Genomic DNA, 13765 nt, shown 5'->3' on the forward strand with positions numbered 1-13765 from the left:
CCGTTTCGACGACGGACACCGGTCACTCGTTTCCGCGCTCGCGCTGTCGCATGCTCTGTCGGGTGAACTGCGGTTTCACGCGGGTCGGTCGGCGCCTGCGGAAGCTTCGATAGAGCAACACGGCCACGATCAGCGAGAACCCCGCCGCGACGACGACGGCCCGCGGCGCCTCGAGGGCGTAGAGGACGCCCATCGAAAACAGCGACATGGTGAGCAACATGCCGTAGATCAGCCGTTTGGCGAGTTTGGCGAAGACGTTCTCGGAGTCCTCGACACCGATGCGGACGTAGAGGTCGTCGCGGTCGAGTCGGTCGAGGGCACGTTCGGCTTTCGGCGCGATCCGCGTCAGCGACTCGCCGCTCCGCCGGAGATTTTCACCCGTCTTCGAGACGTACTGTCTGATGGACTCCTCCCGGTAGCCCTGTTCGGTGAGGTAGTCGGTCGCCGTCGAGATGAAGTCGAAGTCGGGATCGAGAGTAACACAGACGCCCTCGACGACGGTTGCGACCCGGAGGACGAGCGCGAGGTTCTTCGGGAGCCGAAACGGGAAGACGTAGATCGAATCCTCGATCTGGCCGATGATTTGGTTGACCCGGTACTGTTCGACGTCCTCGCCGCGGGCGTCCTGGATGGCGATCTCCATCACCTCGGCCATCGTCGCCCGATCGGCTTCGGGACTCAAGGTACCGATTTCGACCAGGGCGTCGAGGATCGCGTCGATGTCCTGGTTCGCGACGGCGATGTAGAACTCGACGATCTTCCCCTGGATGAACTCGTCGACCCGTCCGGACATACCGAAGTCGTAGAAGACGATCTTCCCGTCGTCGGTTACCGCCAGGTTGCCGGGGTGAGGGTCCGCGTGAAAGACGCCGTCGTCGATGATCATCTGGAGGTAGGATCGCTCTAAGTTCTCCGCGACCTTCGTGCGGTCGATCCCCCGTCGCTCGAGTTCCTCGACGTCGTTGATCTTCGTTCCCTCGATGTACTCCATGGTGAGCACGCGCGAGTTGGAGTGGCTCTCGATGACCTCGGGGATGAGAAACCGGTCGTCGCCGGCGAAGTTCGTCCGGATCTCGGTCAACATCTCGGCCTCGCGTTCGTAGTCCATCTCCTCGCGGATCGTCTTCGAGAACTCCTCTGCCAGGTTCTCGAGCGAGAACGAGCGGGACTCGTCGACGAAGTACAGCAGGATCGGAAGCGACCAGTGGATCACCCGCAGATCCGCCTCGACGAGTTCCTCGACGTCGGGTCGTCTGACCTTCACCGCGACCTCTCGAATGCGGTCGCTCTCGGCGTCTCGAGTCGTCACCCCGGAGTGGTCGGAAACGCCGCCCTCGCCGTCGATTCGGGCCCGGTACACCTGTCCGAGGCTGGCACCGCTGATCGGGTCGGTGTCGAACTCGAGAAACCGCTCGTCGACGGCACCCAGTTCCGCCTCGAGCACCCGTTTCGCGTCGGGCCAGTCGGCCGGTGGTACCTCGTCTTGAAGCGCCGAGAGCACGTCGATGTACTCCGGCGGCAGGACGTCCGGTCTGGCCGACAGCAGTTGGCCGAGTTTGATGAACGTCGGCCCGAGGGTCAGAAGCGACTCGAGCAGGAGTTCGGCCCGCTTTCGGTGGGTGGCGTGACCGACCGTTCGCGATCGGCCAAACAGCAGGAACCGACGACGATCACGGGCGTAGGCGAGTAACAACGGGAGGAACTGCCACGCGACGAGGACGAATCGCCTGTACGCGCGCAGGGAGACCAGCCTGAGTCACCTCGGTTCGTCTCGGGAGTCGGCGCCGTCGGTGGCCTCGCGTTCCCCGCTTCGCACACCGGCGTCGCTTGCGTCCCCGTCGTCGTTCGTCTCCCCGTCGTCGCTTGCGTCCCCGTCGTCACGCTCGACGACGGCGATCGTCGTCTCCGCCGGCTCCCGTTTGGGGATGGTGACCTCGAGGACACCACGTTCGACGGCGACGTCCGTCTCCCCTTCGAGTGCGTCACGCGGGAGCGGCAGGTCGACGCCCACGAACAGCGATCGATTCTCCTCGAGGTATCGGTACTCGCCGGGGAGGTCTTTCTCCCGACGACCGTCGATGGTGAGGCGACCGTTCTCGACCGAGACCTCGAGCGAGTCGGCGGTGATCCCCGGCACGTCGAGGACGAGCAGGTAGGCCTCCTCGCTCTCGAGCAGATCGAAGAAGACGTCCTCGGAGAGGTCCCGCAACGCATCACGGAGCGCTGACATGCATACACGTTCGAACGCCGATACGAAAAAGGCCGCGGTACCGGCGGGTTCGTGGCCATGCACTCGGCCGACCGGGACGCCACGAGACGAGCGGATGGCGCGTGACGTGACCGGGGAGGTGGCGCGTGACGTGATCGTGAAAGACGGATCGTGAACGAAAGGAGACGAAAACCCCCTCAGCGGCCGAGCACGTCCTTTGCGACCGCGCCGAGCAAAACGACACAGACGAGGATCATCGCGCTCTGGGAGACCGTCGCGACGACAGAATCCACGTCGCCGCCGGTCACCAGCACGATCGCGTCCGGAACGACTCGAGCCGAGCCGAGGATGCCGAGGACGGCGAGTGCGCCGATACCGTAGACGGCCGCCCGTCCGCGATCGAACTGTCGTCCCGCGACGCCGAGCAGGGCGATCAGGACGCCGAAAATGGCGGGAATGAGCGCGGTGACGCTCGCGAAATCGGTGACGACGTACGCGCTGACGCCGAGGGCGACGAGAACGACTCCGAGGGCGGTGCCGACCGTGGACGTGAGCTGACCGGAGCTATCCATACGCTGAATTTCACGCCCAGTGAGGAAATCGTCTTTGGTCGAACGCTCGAACGAGCCGGTTCCGAAGACGGGGAACAGTCCCCCACGCTTTTGCCGTCGGGCGACTCGAGTGAGCGTATGAAAGGAGCCGATCGCGAGCGAACGGAGGCCGGGTTCAAGGTTCGGACGCCGGTCGACGAGGCGCGCCGGATTCTACGGGATGCGATCGAAGGGAGCGAAACCGGCGACGGCGCCGCGTGTCCGGTCGGAACGGAGACCGTCGACGTCGAGCGAGCCGACGGACGGGTGCTCGCGATGGACGTCGAGTCTGGCCGGAACGTCCCACACTACCGGCGGGCGGCGATGGACGGCTACGCTGTCCGGGCCGCCGACACCTTCGGGGCTAGCGACCGCTCGCCGGAGGTCCTGCGGTTGGCCGACGGCCAGGGAGCCGACGCCGCCGTCGAACCCGGCGCCGCCGCACGCGTCCACACCGGCAGTGCACTCCCCGAGGGAGCCGACGCCGTCGTGATGATCGAACGGGTGACCGAACTCGAGGCGGCGGACGAACTCGAGGTCGCGGACGCCGTCGCCGGGGGCGAGAACGTCGCGCCGATCGGCGAGGACGTCGAGGAGGGACAGTCGTTGTACGAGGCCGGACACCGCCTGCGCCCCTCGGATCTCGGTCTCTTGCGGTCTTCGGGCTACGCCCGCGTGCCGGTCGCACGCCGACCCACCGTCGGCGTGATCCCGACCGGCGAGGAACTGGTCGCCGGCGATCCCGGTCCCGGCGAGGTGATCGAGACCAACGGCCTCACCGTCTCGCGGCTGGTCGACCGCTGGGGCGGCCAAGCGACCTACCGCGACGTCGTCACCGACGATCCCGACTCGCTTCGAGTCGCCATCCAACGCGACCTGACGAAAGACGTCGTGGTCACGACCGGCGGCTCCTCGGTCGGCCAACGCGACCTCCTCCCGGAGGTGGTCGACGACCTCGGCGACGTGCTCGTCCACGGCGTCGGGCTCAAACCGGGTCATCCGGTCTGTCTGGGGATCGTCGAAGACACCCCCGTTCTCGCGCTTCCCGGCTACCCGGTCGCCTGCATCGTCAACGCCGTCCAGTTCCTTCGGCCGACCCTGCGGTGGCTCGAGGGGACAGTCCCCGCCCCGCATCCGACGACCCAGGCGGTTCTCGATCGAAAGATTCCCAGCGAGCCCGGCACCCGGACGTTCGCCCGCGTCCGACTCGAGGAAAGCCAGGCTGGAAGCGACGATACCGAACGCGAGGAGGGCGAGCCGGACTTCCGCGCGATTCCGACGCGAGCCAGCGGCTCGGGCGTGCTCTCTTCGGTCGCGCTCGCGGACGGGTGGGTCGTCGTCGACGACGACCGAGAAGGGATCCCGGCGGGGGAGACCGTCGCCGTCGAAAACTGGGAACCGAACGCGTGATCGACCCGGCGTCTCGAACCGAATCCGAGTCCGTCAGCGCCGATCGAGATCCCGGGAGCGCGAACGGGACGAGCGCCCGTCAGCGCCGTCGTCTTCCTCGAGCAATCGATCGAGTTCGCGCTCGAGTTCCGCCTCGTCGATCTCGCCGTCGACGTACCGAGACCGGGCGCGACGTTCGGGATCGGCCGGAGCGGCGTCGCGTTCGCGGCTCTCGAGTGACCGGCCGATCGGTGTGGTCTCGACGCTGTTCTGGTCGTCGTCGCCACGGAGCAACGAGAATAGCCCGTAGGCCGCGAGTGCGATCGCACCGAGGACGGCAACCGTGACGAGCAACGAGACGACGATGGAAACGACGGTACTGAGGATCGTCCAGGCGACGAAGAGGGCGATCACTCCGAGGAGGAACAGACCCAGGCCCTTGAGGAGGAACGTGCTGAGGCGGCCCATACCGGTTGTTCGAGCGGCGGACACAAAAACGCCCCGCGTCCCCGATCGTCGCCGCGTCGAGGGACGTCTCGAGTGGCGTGACCGAACGGCGACGACCTCGAGCGGCGTGCTGGTCGGCTCGTAACTCCTGGTGGCGGCCTCGAGCAGTCGGTCGCTCGGCTCCCAACGTCCGTCGACGCGGATTAAGACCCGTTCGAACGCGGTTCGTCGGGGGAGCCGACGGTCGCTCCCGTGCGTTCGGTCAGCCCGATGAGATAGACGTCGAGTATGCAGACGAGCAAGACGGCGAGGGGAACGGCGACGTCTACGTACTCGACGCTCTCGAACTGCAAGGCAGTGACGACGAACGGCTCGCCGGGCTCGAACGCACCGGAGAGTGTGCGCGCGCTCAGGAACGCAAGCGCGAGAACGTAGAGGGCGAACCAGATCGCCCCCCGCTTCCATCGGCCGACGTAACAGTGACCCAGTCCGGCGGCGATCGCCGTCAGCGGGTACGCCAGCCAGACCGGTCGCGTTAGCTCAGCCATCGGTATCGGCTACGCGCTCGAACGGGATGCGTGTTGCCCTCTCGAGACGATCGATCGGATCGTGGCCCTCGTGGCGATCCGTCGTCCCACCTCGGCGTCGAAGGGTTTCGATCGCCTCCCTGGCGGTCTCGAGGTGGTGAGTGCTCGCCGTCGGCTCCCCCTCGCCGCTTCGTCGATGTCCCTCATCGCTCCGCCGATGTTCCTCGCCGTTTCGTCGGTCATCGGCCACACGAGGCTGATCCCCGGCGACGGAGAGCGCTCGAATCGCGATTGCACGCACGTCGTCGCGAGCCGACGGCTTCGCTGACAGCGTCGTGGCCAACGACCCGGCGTAACGTTCGACCGCCGACCGCGTCTCGGCCGTCGCACCGACGGCGGTCGTTCCGAGCGCCGCCGCCGTTTCGGCGAGCGTGACGTCCGGGTGTGACGACGCGTCCCAGCGATCCGTGGCCGAGACCTGGGGTCGAGTCGCGTTCGGGGTCCCGGCTTCCGGCGCGCGAGAGAGAAACTGCGCCGCGAGCGCCGTCGAGCCGGAGACGAGCGTACGGTACAGTTCGAGCGATCGGCGGTCGGAAACCGGCGTTTCCGCGATCGTTGCGTACGCGGCGGCGTGAAGATAGTCACTCGCCAGGATCGCGGCGTCGCGAGCGTCCGCGCGTTCGTATTGCTCGCCCGAAAGAAGATCGAACCGAATCCGAACGTATCCGTCGAAGGAGTAGACCGCCTCGCTTACGGGCGCTATCGTCCGATCGATTCGCGCCCCGACTCCATCGCCGTCGACGCTCCGAGCGACCTCGCCGGCGAGCGTACAGAGCGTCACCGAAAGACACCGGTCGCGGGTCGGGAGAGAGTCGGAGACGATCGTTCGAACCGAAGGAGGGAGATCTCGGAACGATCGAGCGTCGTGATCGGGTCCGTCGTGTATCGTCGTGTATTCGCTCATGGTGGGTTCGGAGACCAATGGTGGTTACGAGTCGTCCTCAGCCGTCTCGGCGTCCGAGCCGGAATCGGTCTCCGGTGGCGGCGCCGCTTGGACCGGAAAGTCGGCGGGGTCGGTCAGCAGTTCGTCGAAGATTCGCGCGACGAGTGCGGCGCGAACGTCGTCGAGGTACGCCTGGCGATCGAGCGTAAGCTGTCGGATCCGTGCGCCGTCGATCGCCGCGATCAAAAGCGCGGCTGTCAGTTCGGGGTCGTGGTCGACGAACGCTCCGGTGGCGATCCCGTCCTCGAGGATTCGCTCGAGGGCGACACGGAGTCGGTCGTCGCTTCGCCGAAGTTGCTCGCGGTACCGGTCGTTGTACGGCGCCTGAGTCCGGAGTTCGAGCATCGCCGTATGGAACGATTGGCGATCCCCGTCGCCGGAGCCGTAGAGAAACCAGTCGACGAACAGCGCGAGGCGCTCGACCGGGTCAGCCGACTGGAACTCGGTGACTCGTTCGTCGATCACCTCGAGCAGGTAATCGAGGAAGTCGGCGACGAGATCCTCCTTCGAGTCGTAGTGATAGAACAGGAGAGACTTACTCTTGTCCGTCTTGTCGGCGATGTCCTGTGCTGTTAATTCGGTGTAGCCGTGCTCGCACAGCGCCTCGTAGGTCGCGGTCATGATCTCTTCTCGAACGTCCGGGTCGGTCACTAGCTGACCCATTGGTCAGGAACGGATAAAAGTCGTTTCGTTTCTTCGGGCTGTCACTTGCGAAACTGGCGGATCCCGAACCGACCGTACTCGCCGTAGGCGACCTCGAGCGAGCCGATCCACCAGTTCCATCGCTCGGCGGGGGTACCGTCGGGTGCGTCGGATAGCTCCTCGACGACGACCTCCGCCGTCAGGGGAACGCCGACGTCGTCGGCGTACGCTCCCGAGTCCGCGAGGTCGACGGCCTGGCGGACGACGACTCGCGCCTCGCCGCCGGTGCCGCCGAACTCCTCGCGGAGGCGCCTCTCGAGGCGGTCGGGATCGATGAACACGACCGAGGATAGGCGGGCAACGTACTTGACTGTTCGAGTCGCCGACGCTCGAGGGGTGGAAACCGTTCGGGCTGAAACGATGTTCTTTTGAGCGGCGACCGTCTTCCGTCGGTCATGGCAAGTTTCACTGTCGTCGTTGGCGACCCCGAGTCGGGGTCGTCCTACCAGCTCGAGGCGGAAGAACAGGATGCAAACCGGTTTATCGGCCGCTCGATCGGCGAGGAGGTCGACGGCGGTGCGGTCGGACTCGACGGCTACACGCTCGAGATCACGGGCGGCTCGGACGATGCCGGCCGACCGCTCAACGGCGAGGTTCAGGGGCCGAACCTGACCGAGGTCCTGATGAAGGGACGCCAGACCGGATACCACCCACAGCGCGACGGCGAGCGCCGACGAATCACGGTCCGTGGCGGCGAAATCTCCGATGCAGTCGCACAGATCAACGCCTCGATCGTCGGCCGTGGAAGCACCGATGTCGACGAACTGCTCAGCGGCGACGAGTAATCCCCGTTCTTCCCGCTTATGGCAGATCGAATCTCGAGTGACCATCCCTCGGTGCGGACGGTTCGAGCGACGTGTACGGAGACGACGACCGGCGTCCGACTCGACGTTCCGACCGGCGACCGCGACGCGTTTCCGGCCGACGACGTCGTTCGGATCGTCGTCGACCGTGACCGACTGTTCGGCCGCGCCGAGCGGGCGTTGACGGGTGACGACCTCACCATCAACGGTATCTACGAGACCCCGGATTCGGCCCGGAGTCCCGCCGGTGACGTCGACCGGCTGGCCGCGTGGGTCGACGATTCTGCCGTCCGCGTCGGCGGCTCGGTTCTGATCGACGTCGTCGAACCGGAGTTTCTCTACGGGTTGCGAGAGCCGGGCGAGACGGTCTACTACGACGCCGTCGAGCCGCCGAGCGATTCGCTGAGCGAGATCGCGAGAAACCTCGAGGACTCCTGAGACGATTTCCTGTCAGTCAGTTCCGGCGCAACCGCCGCCCGGGTCGCGGTTGCAACGGTTGACTCGCTACACTCCTCCACCGAGACTCGTCTCACACGGCTCGACTCACCGCCGGGACATCGGGACAGTAATCCGTATGAGACGGACCGTCGTCCGGACCGATCCCCTCTCGGAGATGGCCCGCGACTGCGCCGGAACCGACGGACAGCGTCTCGTTCGAACCGATCAGTACCGCGAGAGGTACGCGTACATCAACAGACCGAACGCCAGGTGCTGGATCATCGACCGCTCGAGCGACGAACGGACGAACTCCTCGTCGGCGACCGAGTACTCCTTCGTTCGCACTTTCGCATGCATCGATAGCACGTCCTCCTCCTCTAGGTCGTGTAGAGACGGATAGATCGTGCCCGGACTCAGTTCGGTTCCGAAAAAGCGAGCGACGTCCGAGATCAACTGTTCGCCGTGAGCACCCTCTCGGAGTGCGATGAGCATCAGAAGGATCTCGTCGACGTTCTCCTTGACGATGGCTTCGTCGAACTGCAGCTCATCGGTCGGCAACGCGCCGTCGACTTGCGACAGTAGTTCGTCGAGTTCACGCTCTCTCTGGTCGGTCGCGTCCGACGCGCCGAGCGAGTACGATTCCGACGGTCCGTCCGTGCTCGCCCTCGAGAGCGCCTCGAGAACGGATTCCGTGATGGTTGCATCCTCACGCATTGACGATCACTGCTGGGGGTTCCGTGAGTGGGCGTTCACCCGCCACTGATCCCACACCGTCGGCGACCATGTGACGTGATCCCATTCACGACTACTGGATTGCTGGAACTACCGACTATTAAACGACAGGGAACCAACCGTACCGATTTCCACTAAATCAACCGATTTGAGAGGAAACAATAACGGAAGATGGAATGATGATCGGACACAAGAGTTTATCCGGGAGTGAAAATAACCCACATGCCCATTATTATCTCCAATTATTGGCCTCATGTCCAGTATAGTCCAGGAATGTCGAGCCAACATAACAGTTCCGGCCGAGTAGGACAACGCTTCTGGCATTCTTCCAAACCCAGTAGTAATGGCCGAAGGCTATAGTAGGTACATCGGCCTGCAGTGATCGATCACGGTTCGGTCGAGGTGAACGACGCCCTTTTTCCGCCTCCACCGGCAACGTCGATTATGAGCACACCTCGTGAAGAGTTTCTCGCCGGCGAACGACCCGACGACGTCGCGCTCTTTCTCGCCGAATCGTACGTCTCCGACGATCGGTTAGGACAGTTCGGGACCGACGTCGAAGGCGGCGTGTTGATCGTCGTTGACGGCGAACGCGGGAGAAACGCCTTTCAGGCGGCGACCGGAACTGGGGCGATGGAGTTCGCCCAATCCGCGATGAGCCTCGAGGGAGAGATCGACGACGACCTCACTGGCGGACGGTGTCCGGAGGCGCCGGACGACGACGATCACGTCCCGCAGTTCGTCTTCGCGTTCGCCGAGGAACGTAACGAAGACGTGGGCGGAATCTACGCCGAAGGCGACGTGATCCACGCCTACGCGCAGTGTCGCTGTGGCACGGCGTACTCGGATCGGTGGAACGTTTCCCAGCGCTAACGCCGAAAGAGCAATCCGCTAAACGGATTTCACCAGCCCCCCTGAAACGACTATCGCAACAACAGACACTATCGTAACAACTGCAACGATGTACACACTGATCGCCGGACGGATCGGTGATCAGATGGACAACGACGTGCAGTGGCGACTATAACTTCCCCGCCGTCGTCGATAGCCCGTGAGCACCGATCCCGACGATCTCGAGTTGAGCGAATCCGAACAGCAAGCGTTACACGATCTGCAGGTAGGAATCGAATACGTTCACCGCTCGTACGGCTCCTTGCTCGAGTTCCACCACCAGCTCGGTCACGCCATGGACCGCATGAGCGACGCACAAGAGGCCCTGCGATCGGCGGGTCACGACGAGTGGGCCGACGAACTCAGGGACGACCACTTGCCCGCGGGAGCGATTAGCGACCAGTGGACGTTCGAACTGGTCGAGGAGTTTTCGACCGAGTTTCTCGAAGACGTCGACGATTTCGAAAAGACGGTACGCGCGGAGCTGGCCGACGGAGTCGACCACGTGACCGAACGCCGGCAGAAACGGCGACTGCGCGAGCGCGCTCGCCGGGACGAGTAATACCGTCGGACAACAGTCTGTGAACACGCAATCGGGTCTCACGGCTCGTCGCTGACGGCGACGGCCGTTCGCATGCGATCGATGTGTGAACCGTTTTGCCCGACAGTATAAGCAGACGCAGGGTTCCGTATGAGCAAGGGTTTTCGAGGGGCCGGACGTAGGCACCCCCATGAGCGAACGGTACGACGTGATCGTGCTCGGGGTCGGCGGCATGGGAAGTGCAACGGTCGCCCACCTCGCTGACCGCGGCGTCGACGTCCTCGGATTGGAACGATACGACATCCCACACAATTACGGCTCCTCACACGGCCTCAGCCGCGTCTTTCGGCTCGCGTACTTCGAACACCCGGCGTACGTCCCACTGCTCCAGCGTGCCCAGGAGCTGTGGTACGACCTCGAGGCAGACCACGACAGCCAGCTGCTGTACCAGACCGGCTCGATCGACGCCGGTCCCGAGGGCAACCCACTCGTCGAGAACTCGAAGCAATCCTGTGCCGAATACGACCTCGAGTACGATCTCCTCTCGAGTTCGGAACTCACCGACCGGTTCCCAGGATATCGGTTACCGGAGGGGTACGAGGCGCTCTATCAGCCCCAGGGCGGGTTTTTGCGCCCAGAGGAGTGTACCGTCGCACACGTCAACCGGGCCCACCGCGACGGGGCGACGATCCGCGCCCGCGAGCGCGTCGTCGACTGGCGGCCAACCGACGGCGGCGTCCGCGTCGAGACCGACCACGGCGCCTACGAGGCCGACCGGCTCGTGATCACCGCGGGCGCGTGGGCGGCGCGATTCGTGGACGAACTCGAGGGCCTCGCCGTCCCCGAACGGCAGGTGCTCGCGTGGCTCCAGCCGACCGAACCCGAGCAGTTCGCACCCGAGCGGTTCCCCGTCTGGAACCTCCAGGTTCCGGAGGGGCGGTTCTACGGCTTCCCGGTCTTCGGCGTGCCCGGGTTCAAGTTCGGTCGCTACAACCACCGCGAGGAGACCGTCGATCCTGACGCCTTCGAGCGCGAGGCGACCCAGGCGGACGAACGACTCCTTCGCGGGTTCGCCGAGGAGTACTTCCCGACCGGCGCCGGCCCGACGATGCGCCTCCAAACCTGTCTCTTTACGAACACACCGGACGACCACTTCGTCCTCGATACGCTTCCCGACCACCCCCAGGTCGCAGTCGGCGCGGGCTTTTCGGGCCACGGCTTCAAGTTCGCCAGCGTCGTCGGCGAGATCCTCGCCGACCTCGCACTCGAGGACGAGACCGACCACGATATCGACCTGTTCTCGCTCGATCGCTTCGAGTGATCGCGCGGAACGGCGACTGTCGAGGGTGTTTCTCCCGCCGACCGGCGGACGATACCCGGCCCGACGTTCAGAACTCCCCGATGATCTCGTCGGCGAACGTCGACAGCGCCCGTTCGCTGTCCCCGTCCTCGAGGCCGACGATGACGTGATCCAGTCCGTAGCCCTCGAGCCGTTCGAAGTACTTCCGGAGCCACTCGACGCCCGCCCGGTAGCCGAGATGCAGGTGTTCGGGGTCGGCGGTCGGGTCGTCCGCGAACGCGACGCGGACCGCGATGGCGAACGGCTTCTCGCCGGCGAGGTCGCGCCAGTCGGCGACGTAGGACTCGAGTGTCGGCTCCGGGAGGTGGTAGAACAGCCAGCCGTCGCCGCGATCCGCGATCCACTCGCGAGACTGGCGGGCGTTCCCGGTCGGTAACATCGGGACTGTCTCGGTCGTCGGTTTCGGAACGACGTCGAGGTCGCCCTCGAGGGCTCCCCACTCGCCCTCGAGTTCTGGGAACTCCTCGTGCCAGCACGCGCGAATCGCTTCGAAGCGCTCGCGGAACGCCTCGCCGCGATCCTCTCGGTCGACACCGAACGCCGGATACTCGGGGTCGCGGTCGCCGGAGGCGACGCCGAGGACGAGCCGCCCCTCGGAGAGCTGGTCGACGGTCGCCGCCGACTTCGCGACGTGGATCGGGTGGCGAAGCGGGAGGACGACGCTCGAGGTACCCAAAGCGACGTCGTCGGTGTGGGCCGCGACGTGTGAGAGCCACGGCCAGGTGTCGAACGTCTGGCCCGCGTCGCCGAATTTCGGCCAGTCGGTCGGGACGTCCCGCGCCCACAGTGCGTCGAAGCCGGCGTCCTCGGCGTGACGAGCCAGCCGGGTTTCCTCGGAGACGTCCGGCCTCGAGCGATTCGTGGCGGTCAGCGGGAAGCCGGCGCCGAACGTCAGTTCGTCCGACTCGAACAGTCGTCGGTAGCCGACGTTCTCGTGTCCGTCGCTCATTCGGTCTCGCTATCCGCGCCGCGGTCAAGGCGCTGTCCGTTCCCCTCGAGTACGGTGCCGTCAGTGTGTCGAGTTGACACTTTACACAGCACCACAACGCTCATTACGAGCTGTCCGCACGTCGAAATATGACACTCGAGGGGGAACCGGAGCCGACGGCCGACGAGGTCGCCAGGGCTGTGGCCGCACGGGTAGGCCGACCGGTGTCGTCCGTTGTCGACTTCGACGAGGGGATGAACGCGGTGTACCGCGTCTCGTTCGACGACGGACCGGACGCCGTCTTGAAAGCGGGGACCGTCACGGGCGGATCGAAGCTGCTATCCGGCCCGGTGTTGCTCGAGCGGATCGATCGGGAGACGAACCTCCCCGTTCCGGACGTACTGGCCGTCGCCCCCGACGGCGACGAGCACGTCGCTGACACGTACTTCTTGCTGACGTACGTCGACGGACGCCACATCACGGACGTCACTTCCCTCTCGGCGTCCGCTCACGAGCGACTCGTTCGAGAGGCCGGCCGTCACCTCGCGGCGATTCACGACCTGCCGTTCGACGGCCCGTTCGGGCGGCTACACGCCAGTGACGGCGAACTGTTCGTCGACTATGGATTCGAGTCGTGGGCGGAGTGTCTCGGCGCGAGCGTCGACTACCACCTCGAGCGACTCGAGGCGCGCTTTGCCGACCTCGAGCCGGCGATCGAAGACGCGATATCACGGTTCCCGAGCGTCGTCGCCGAGGATGGGATCGACAAATCGGTTCTGTACCGGGATTATCACCCGAAGAACCTCGTGTTAGCACCTGACGACGACGCCAGGCCGCTCGTCCGAGCCGTACTGGACGTTAACTTCCGACCGGTCGGCGACGCGCCGCTGGATCTCGCGATCGCCGAAGCGAACCTCGTCGATCTTCCGATGGGAAATACGGACCGCGCACAACCGCTCCGAAACGCGCTTCGAGAGTCGTACGTCGAGGCACGAGGCGGAACGCACGAGACCTACGTCGACGAACGGTATCCGTACTATCGACTCGTAGCGGCGCTCGATTTCATGTGTCACTTCGAGTACTTCGGTTCGTTCGGCTGGGAGAACGAGGTCGATCACGTCGCTGATCGATTGGACACGTTCGTACGGAAGCGGATCGCGGAGATCACGTAGGGGCTCCTGCTCGAGTCGAGACGCGTTCAAAAG

General features: G+C 65.0%; 17 protein-coding genes. 7 read left to right on the plus strand and 10 right to left on the minus strand.

The window, feature by feature from the left end:
* Nucleotides 1–22: 22 nt before the first annotated feature.
* The 3 genes from AB7C87_RS06065 to AB7C87_RS06075 form a co-directional block, all read right to left on the minus strand.
* On the minus strand, nucleotides 23–1750 hold the full coding sequence (locus AB7C87_RS06065) for an ABC1 kinase family protein (protein ID WP_369728899.1): 1728 nt from the start codon (nucleotides 1748–1750) through the stop codon (nucleotides 23–25).
* Between the two features lie 6 nt (nucleotides 1751–1756).
* Nucleotides 1757–2230 (minus strand): Hsp20/alpha crystallin family protein, encoded by a 474-nt coding sequence (locus tag AB7C87_RS06070; RefSeq protein WP_369728529.1) that lies wholly within the window; start codon nucleotides 2228–2230, stop codon nucleotides 1757–1759.
* Between the two features lie 176 nt (nucleotides 2231–2406).
* Entirely contained in the window at nucleotides 2407–2781 is a 375-nt protein-coding gene (locus AB7C87_RS06075; protein ID WP_369728530.1) for a hypothetical protein, read from the minus strand.
* 117 nt (nucleotides 2782–2898) lie between these two features.
* On the opposite strand from AB7C87_RS06075, the gene AB7C87_RS06080 reads away from it, so the two are divergent.
* Complete coding sequence (locus AB7C87_RS06080; protein ID WP_369728532.1) at nucleotides 2899–4209, plus strand: molybdopterin molybdotransferase MoeA; 1311 nt, start codon at nucleotides 2899–2901, stop codon at nucleotides 4207–4209.
* Between the two features lie 33 nt (nucleotides 4210–4242).
* Here the strand turns inward: AB7C87_RS06080 and AB7C87_RS06085 are convergent, their stop codons facing one another.
* From AB7C87_RS06085 to AB7C87_RS06105, 5 genes are all read right to left on the minus strand, one after another.
* Nucleotides 4243–4656, minus strand: coding sequence for an SHOCT domain-containing protein (locus AB7C87_RS06085; RefSeq protein WP_369728534.1), 414 nt, complete (start codon nucleotides 4654–4656; stop codon nucleotides 4243–4245).
* Between the two features lie 182 nt (nucleotides 4657–4838).
* Nucleotides 4839–5183: a hypothetical protein gene (locus tag AB7C87_RS06090; protein WP_369728535.1), complete on the minus strand. Its 345-nt coding sequence runs from the start codon at nucleotides 5181–5183 to the stop codon at nucleotides 4839–4841.
* Nucleotides 5176–6126 carry a polyprenyl synthetase family protein gene (locus AB7C87_RS06095; RefSeq protein ID WP_369728537.1) on the minus strand — a complete coding sequence of 317 codons (951 nt, stop codon included), beginning with the start codon at nucleotides 6124–6126 and terminating at the stop codon, nucleotides 5176–5178. Before AB7C87_RS06095 ends, AB7C87_RS06090 begins: the two co-directional genes overlap by 8 nt.
* A 24-nt stretch (nucleotides 6127–6150) precedes the next feature.
* Nucleotides 6151–6816 carry a TetR/AcrR family transcriptional regulator gene (locus AB7C87_RS06100; RefSeq protein ID WP_369728538.1) on the minus strand — a complete coding sequence of 222 codons (666 nt, stop codon included), beginning with the start codon at nucleotides 6814–6816 and terminating at the stop codon, nucleotides 6151–6153.
* Nucleotides 6817–6869: 53 nt separating this feature from the next.
* Nucleotides 6870–7148 carry a WNWW family protein gene (locus AB7C87_RS06105; protein ID WP_369728539.1) on the minus strand — a complete coding sequence of 93 codons (279 nt, stop codon included), beginning with the start codon at nucleotides 7146–7148 and terminating at the stop codon, nucleotides 6870–6872.
* Between the two features lie 114 nt (nucleotides 7149–7262).
* On the opposite strand from AB7C87_RS06105, the gene AB7C87_RS06110 reads away from it, so the two are divergent.
* Together AB7C87_RS06110 and AB7C87_RS06115 are read left to right on the plus strand one after the other, a co-directional pair.
* Nucleotides 7263–7652: a 30S ribosomal protein S6e gene (locus AB7C87_RS06110; RefSeq protein WP_369728540.1), complete on the plus strand. Its 390-nt coding sequence runs from the start codon at nucleotides 7263–7265 to the stop codon at nucleotides 7650–7652.
* 18 nt (nucleotides 7653–7670) lie between these two features.
* Nucleotides 7671–8108: a DUF7112 family protein gene (locus AB7C87_RS06115; RefSeq protein WP_369728542.1), complete on the plus strand. Its 438-nt coding sequence runs from the start codon at nucleotides 7671–7673 to the stop codon at nucleotides 8106–8108.
* Nucleotides 8109–8333: 225 nt separating this feature from the next.
* Here AB7C87_RS06115 and AB7C87_RS06120 read toward each other — a convergent pair whose 3' ends face one another.
* A complete protein-coding gene (locus AB7C87_RS06120) occupies nucleotides 8334–8822 on the minus strand; it encodes a helix-turn-helix transcriptional regulator (protein WP_369728543.1) in 489 nt (162 codons plus the stop codon).
* A 462-nt stretch (nucleotides 8823–9284) separates the two neighbouring features.
* Between AB7C87_RS06120 and AB7C87_RS06125 the strand changes: the two genes are divergently transcribed.
* The 3 genes from AB7C87_RS06125 to solA all read left to right on the plus strand — a co-directional run bounded on the left by AB7C87_RS06125 (nucleotide 9285) and on the right by solA (nucleotide 11593).
* Nucleotides 9285–9713 carry a DUF5807 family protein gene (locus tag AB7C87_RS06125; RefSeq protein ID WP_369728544.1) on the plus strand — a complete coding sequence of 143 codons (429 nt, stop codon included), beginning with the start codon at nucleotides 9285–9287 and terminating at the stop codon, nucleotides 9711–9713.
* Nucleotides 9714–9891: 178 nt separating this feature from the next.
* Nucleotides 9892–10293: a hypothetical protein gene (locus AB7C87_RS06130; protein WP_369728545.1), complete on the plus strand. Its 402-nt coding sequence runs from the start codon at nucleotides 9892–9894 to the stop codon at nucleotides 10291–10293.
* A 169-nt stretch (nucleotides 10294–10462) separates the two neighbouring features.
* Nucleotides 10463–11593, plus strand: coding sequence for an N-methyl-L-tryptophan oxidase (solA, locus tag AB7C87_RS06135; RefSeq protein WP_369728546.1), 1131 nt, complete (start codon nucleotides 10463–10465; stop codon nucleotides 11591–11593).
* 67 nt (nucleotides 11594–11660) lie between these two features.
* Here solA and AB7C87_RS06140 read toward each other — a convergent pair whose 3' ends face one another.
* Nucleotides 11661–12581 (minus strand): TIGR03571 family LLM class oxidoreductase, encoded by a 921-nt coding sequence (locus AB7C87_RS06140; RefSeq protein WP_369728547.1) that lies wholly within the window; start codon nucleotides 12579–12581, stop codon nucleotides 11661–11663.
* Nucleotides 12582–12709: 128 nt separating this feature from the next.
* Between AB7C87_RS06140 and AB7C87_RS06145 the strand changes: the two genes are divergently transcribed.
* Nucleotides 12710–13732 carry a phosphotransferase family protein gene (locus AB7C87_RS06145; protein WP_369728548.1) on the plus strand — a complete coding sequence of 341 codons (1023 nt, stop codon included), beginning with the start codon at nucleotides 12710–12712 and terminating at the stop codon, nucleotides 13730–13732.
* Nucleotides 13733–13765: the final 33 nt, after the last annotated feature.

It is taken from the genome of Natrarchaeobius versutus, assembly GCF_041205745.1.
In the GTDB taxonomy this organism is placed as follows: domain Archaea; phylum Halobacteriota; class Halobacteria; order Halobacteriales; family Natrialbaceae; genus Natrarchaeobius; species Natrarchaeobius versutus.

Excerpts from the sequence above, each read along its gene's own strand:
- AB7C87_RS06070 (WP_369728529.1), bottom strand. The coding sequence starts at position 2,230 with ATGTCAGCGCTCCGTGATGCGTTGCGGGACCTCTCCGAGGACGTCTTC.
- AB7C87_RS06075 (WP_369728530.1), bottom strand. The coding sequence starts at position 2,781 with ATGGATAGCTCCGGTCAGCTCACGTCCACGGTCGGCACCGCCCTCGGA.
- AB7C87_RS06080 (WP_369728532.1), top strand. The coding sequence starts at position 2,899 with ATGAAAGGAGCCGATCGCGAGCGAACGGAGGCCGGGTTCAAGGTTCGG.
- AB7C87_RS06085 (WP_369728534.1), bottom strand. The coding sequence starts at position 4,656 with ATGGGCCGCCTCAGCACGTTCCTCCTCAAGGGCCTGGGTCTGTTCCTC.
- AB7C87_RS06090 (WP_369728535.1), bottom strand. The coding sequence starts at position 5,183 with ATGGCTGAGCTAACGCGACCGGTCTGGCTGGCGTACCCGCTGACGGCG.
- AB7C87_RS06095 (WP_369728537.1), bottom strand. The coding sequence starts at position 6,126 with ATGAGCGAATACACGACGATACACGACGGACCCGATCACGACGCTCGA.
- AB7C87_RS06110 (WP_369728540.1), top strand. The coding sequence starts at position 7,263 with ATGGCAAGTTTCACTGTCGTCGTTGGCGACCCCGAGTCGGGGTCGTCC.
- AB7C87_RS06115 (WP_369728542.1), top strand. The coding sequence starts at position 7,671 with ATGGCAGATCGAATCTCGAGTGACCATCCCTCGGTGCGGACGGTTCGA.
- AB7C87_RS06120 (WP_369728543.1), bottom strand. The coding sequence starts at position 8,822 with ATGCGTGAGGATGCAACCATCACGGAATCCGTTCTCGAGGCGCTCTCG.
- AB7C87_RS06125 (WP_369728544.1), top strand. The coding sequence starts at position 9,285 with ATGAGCACACCTCGTGAAGAGTTTCTCGCCGGCGAACGACCCGACGAC.
- solA (WP_369728546.1), top strand. The coding sequence starts at position 10,463 with ATGAGCGAACGGTACGACGTGATCGTGCTCGGGGTCGGCGGCATGGGA.
- AB7C87_RS06140 (WP_369728547.1), bottom strand. The coding sequence starts at position 12,581 with ATGAGCGACGGACACGAGAACGTCGGCTACCGACGACTGTTCGAGTCG.
- AB7C87_RS06145 (WP_369728548.1), top strand. The coding sequence starts at position 12,710 with ATGACACTCGAGGGGGAACCGGAGCCGACGGCCGACGAGGTCGCCAGG.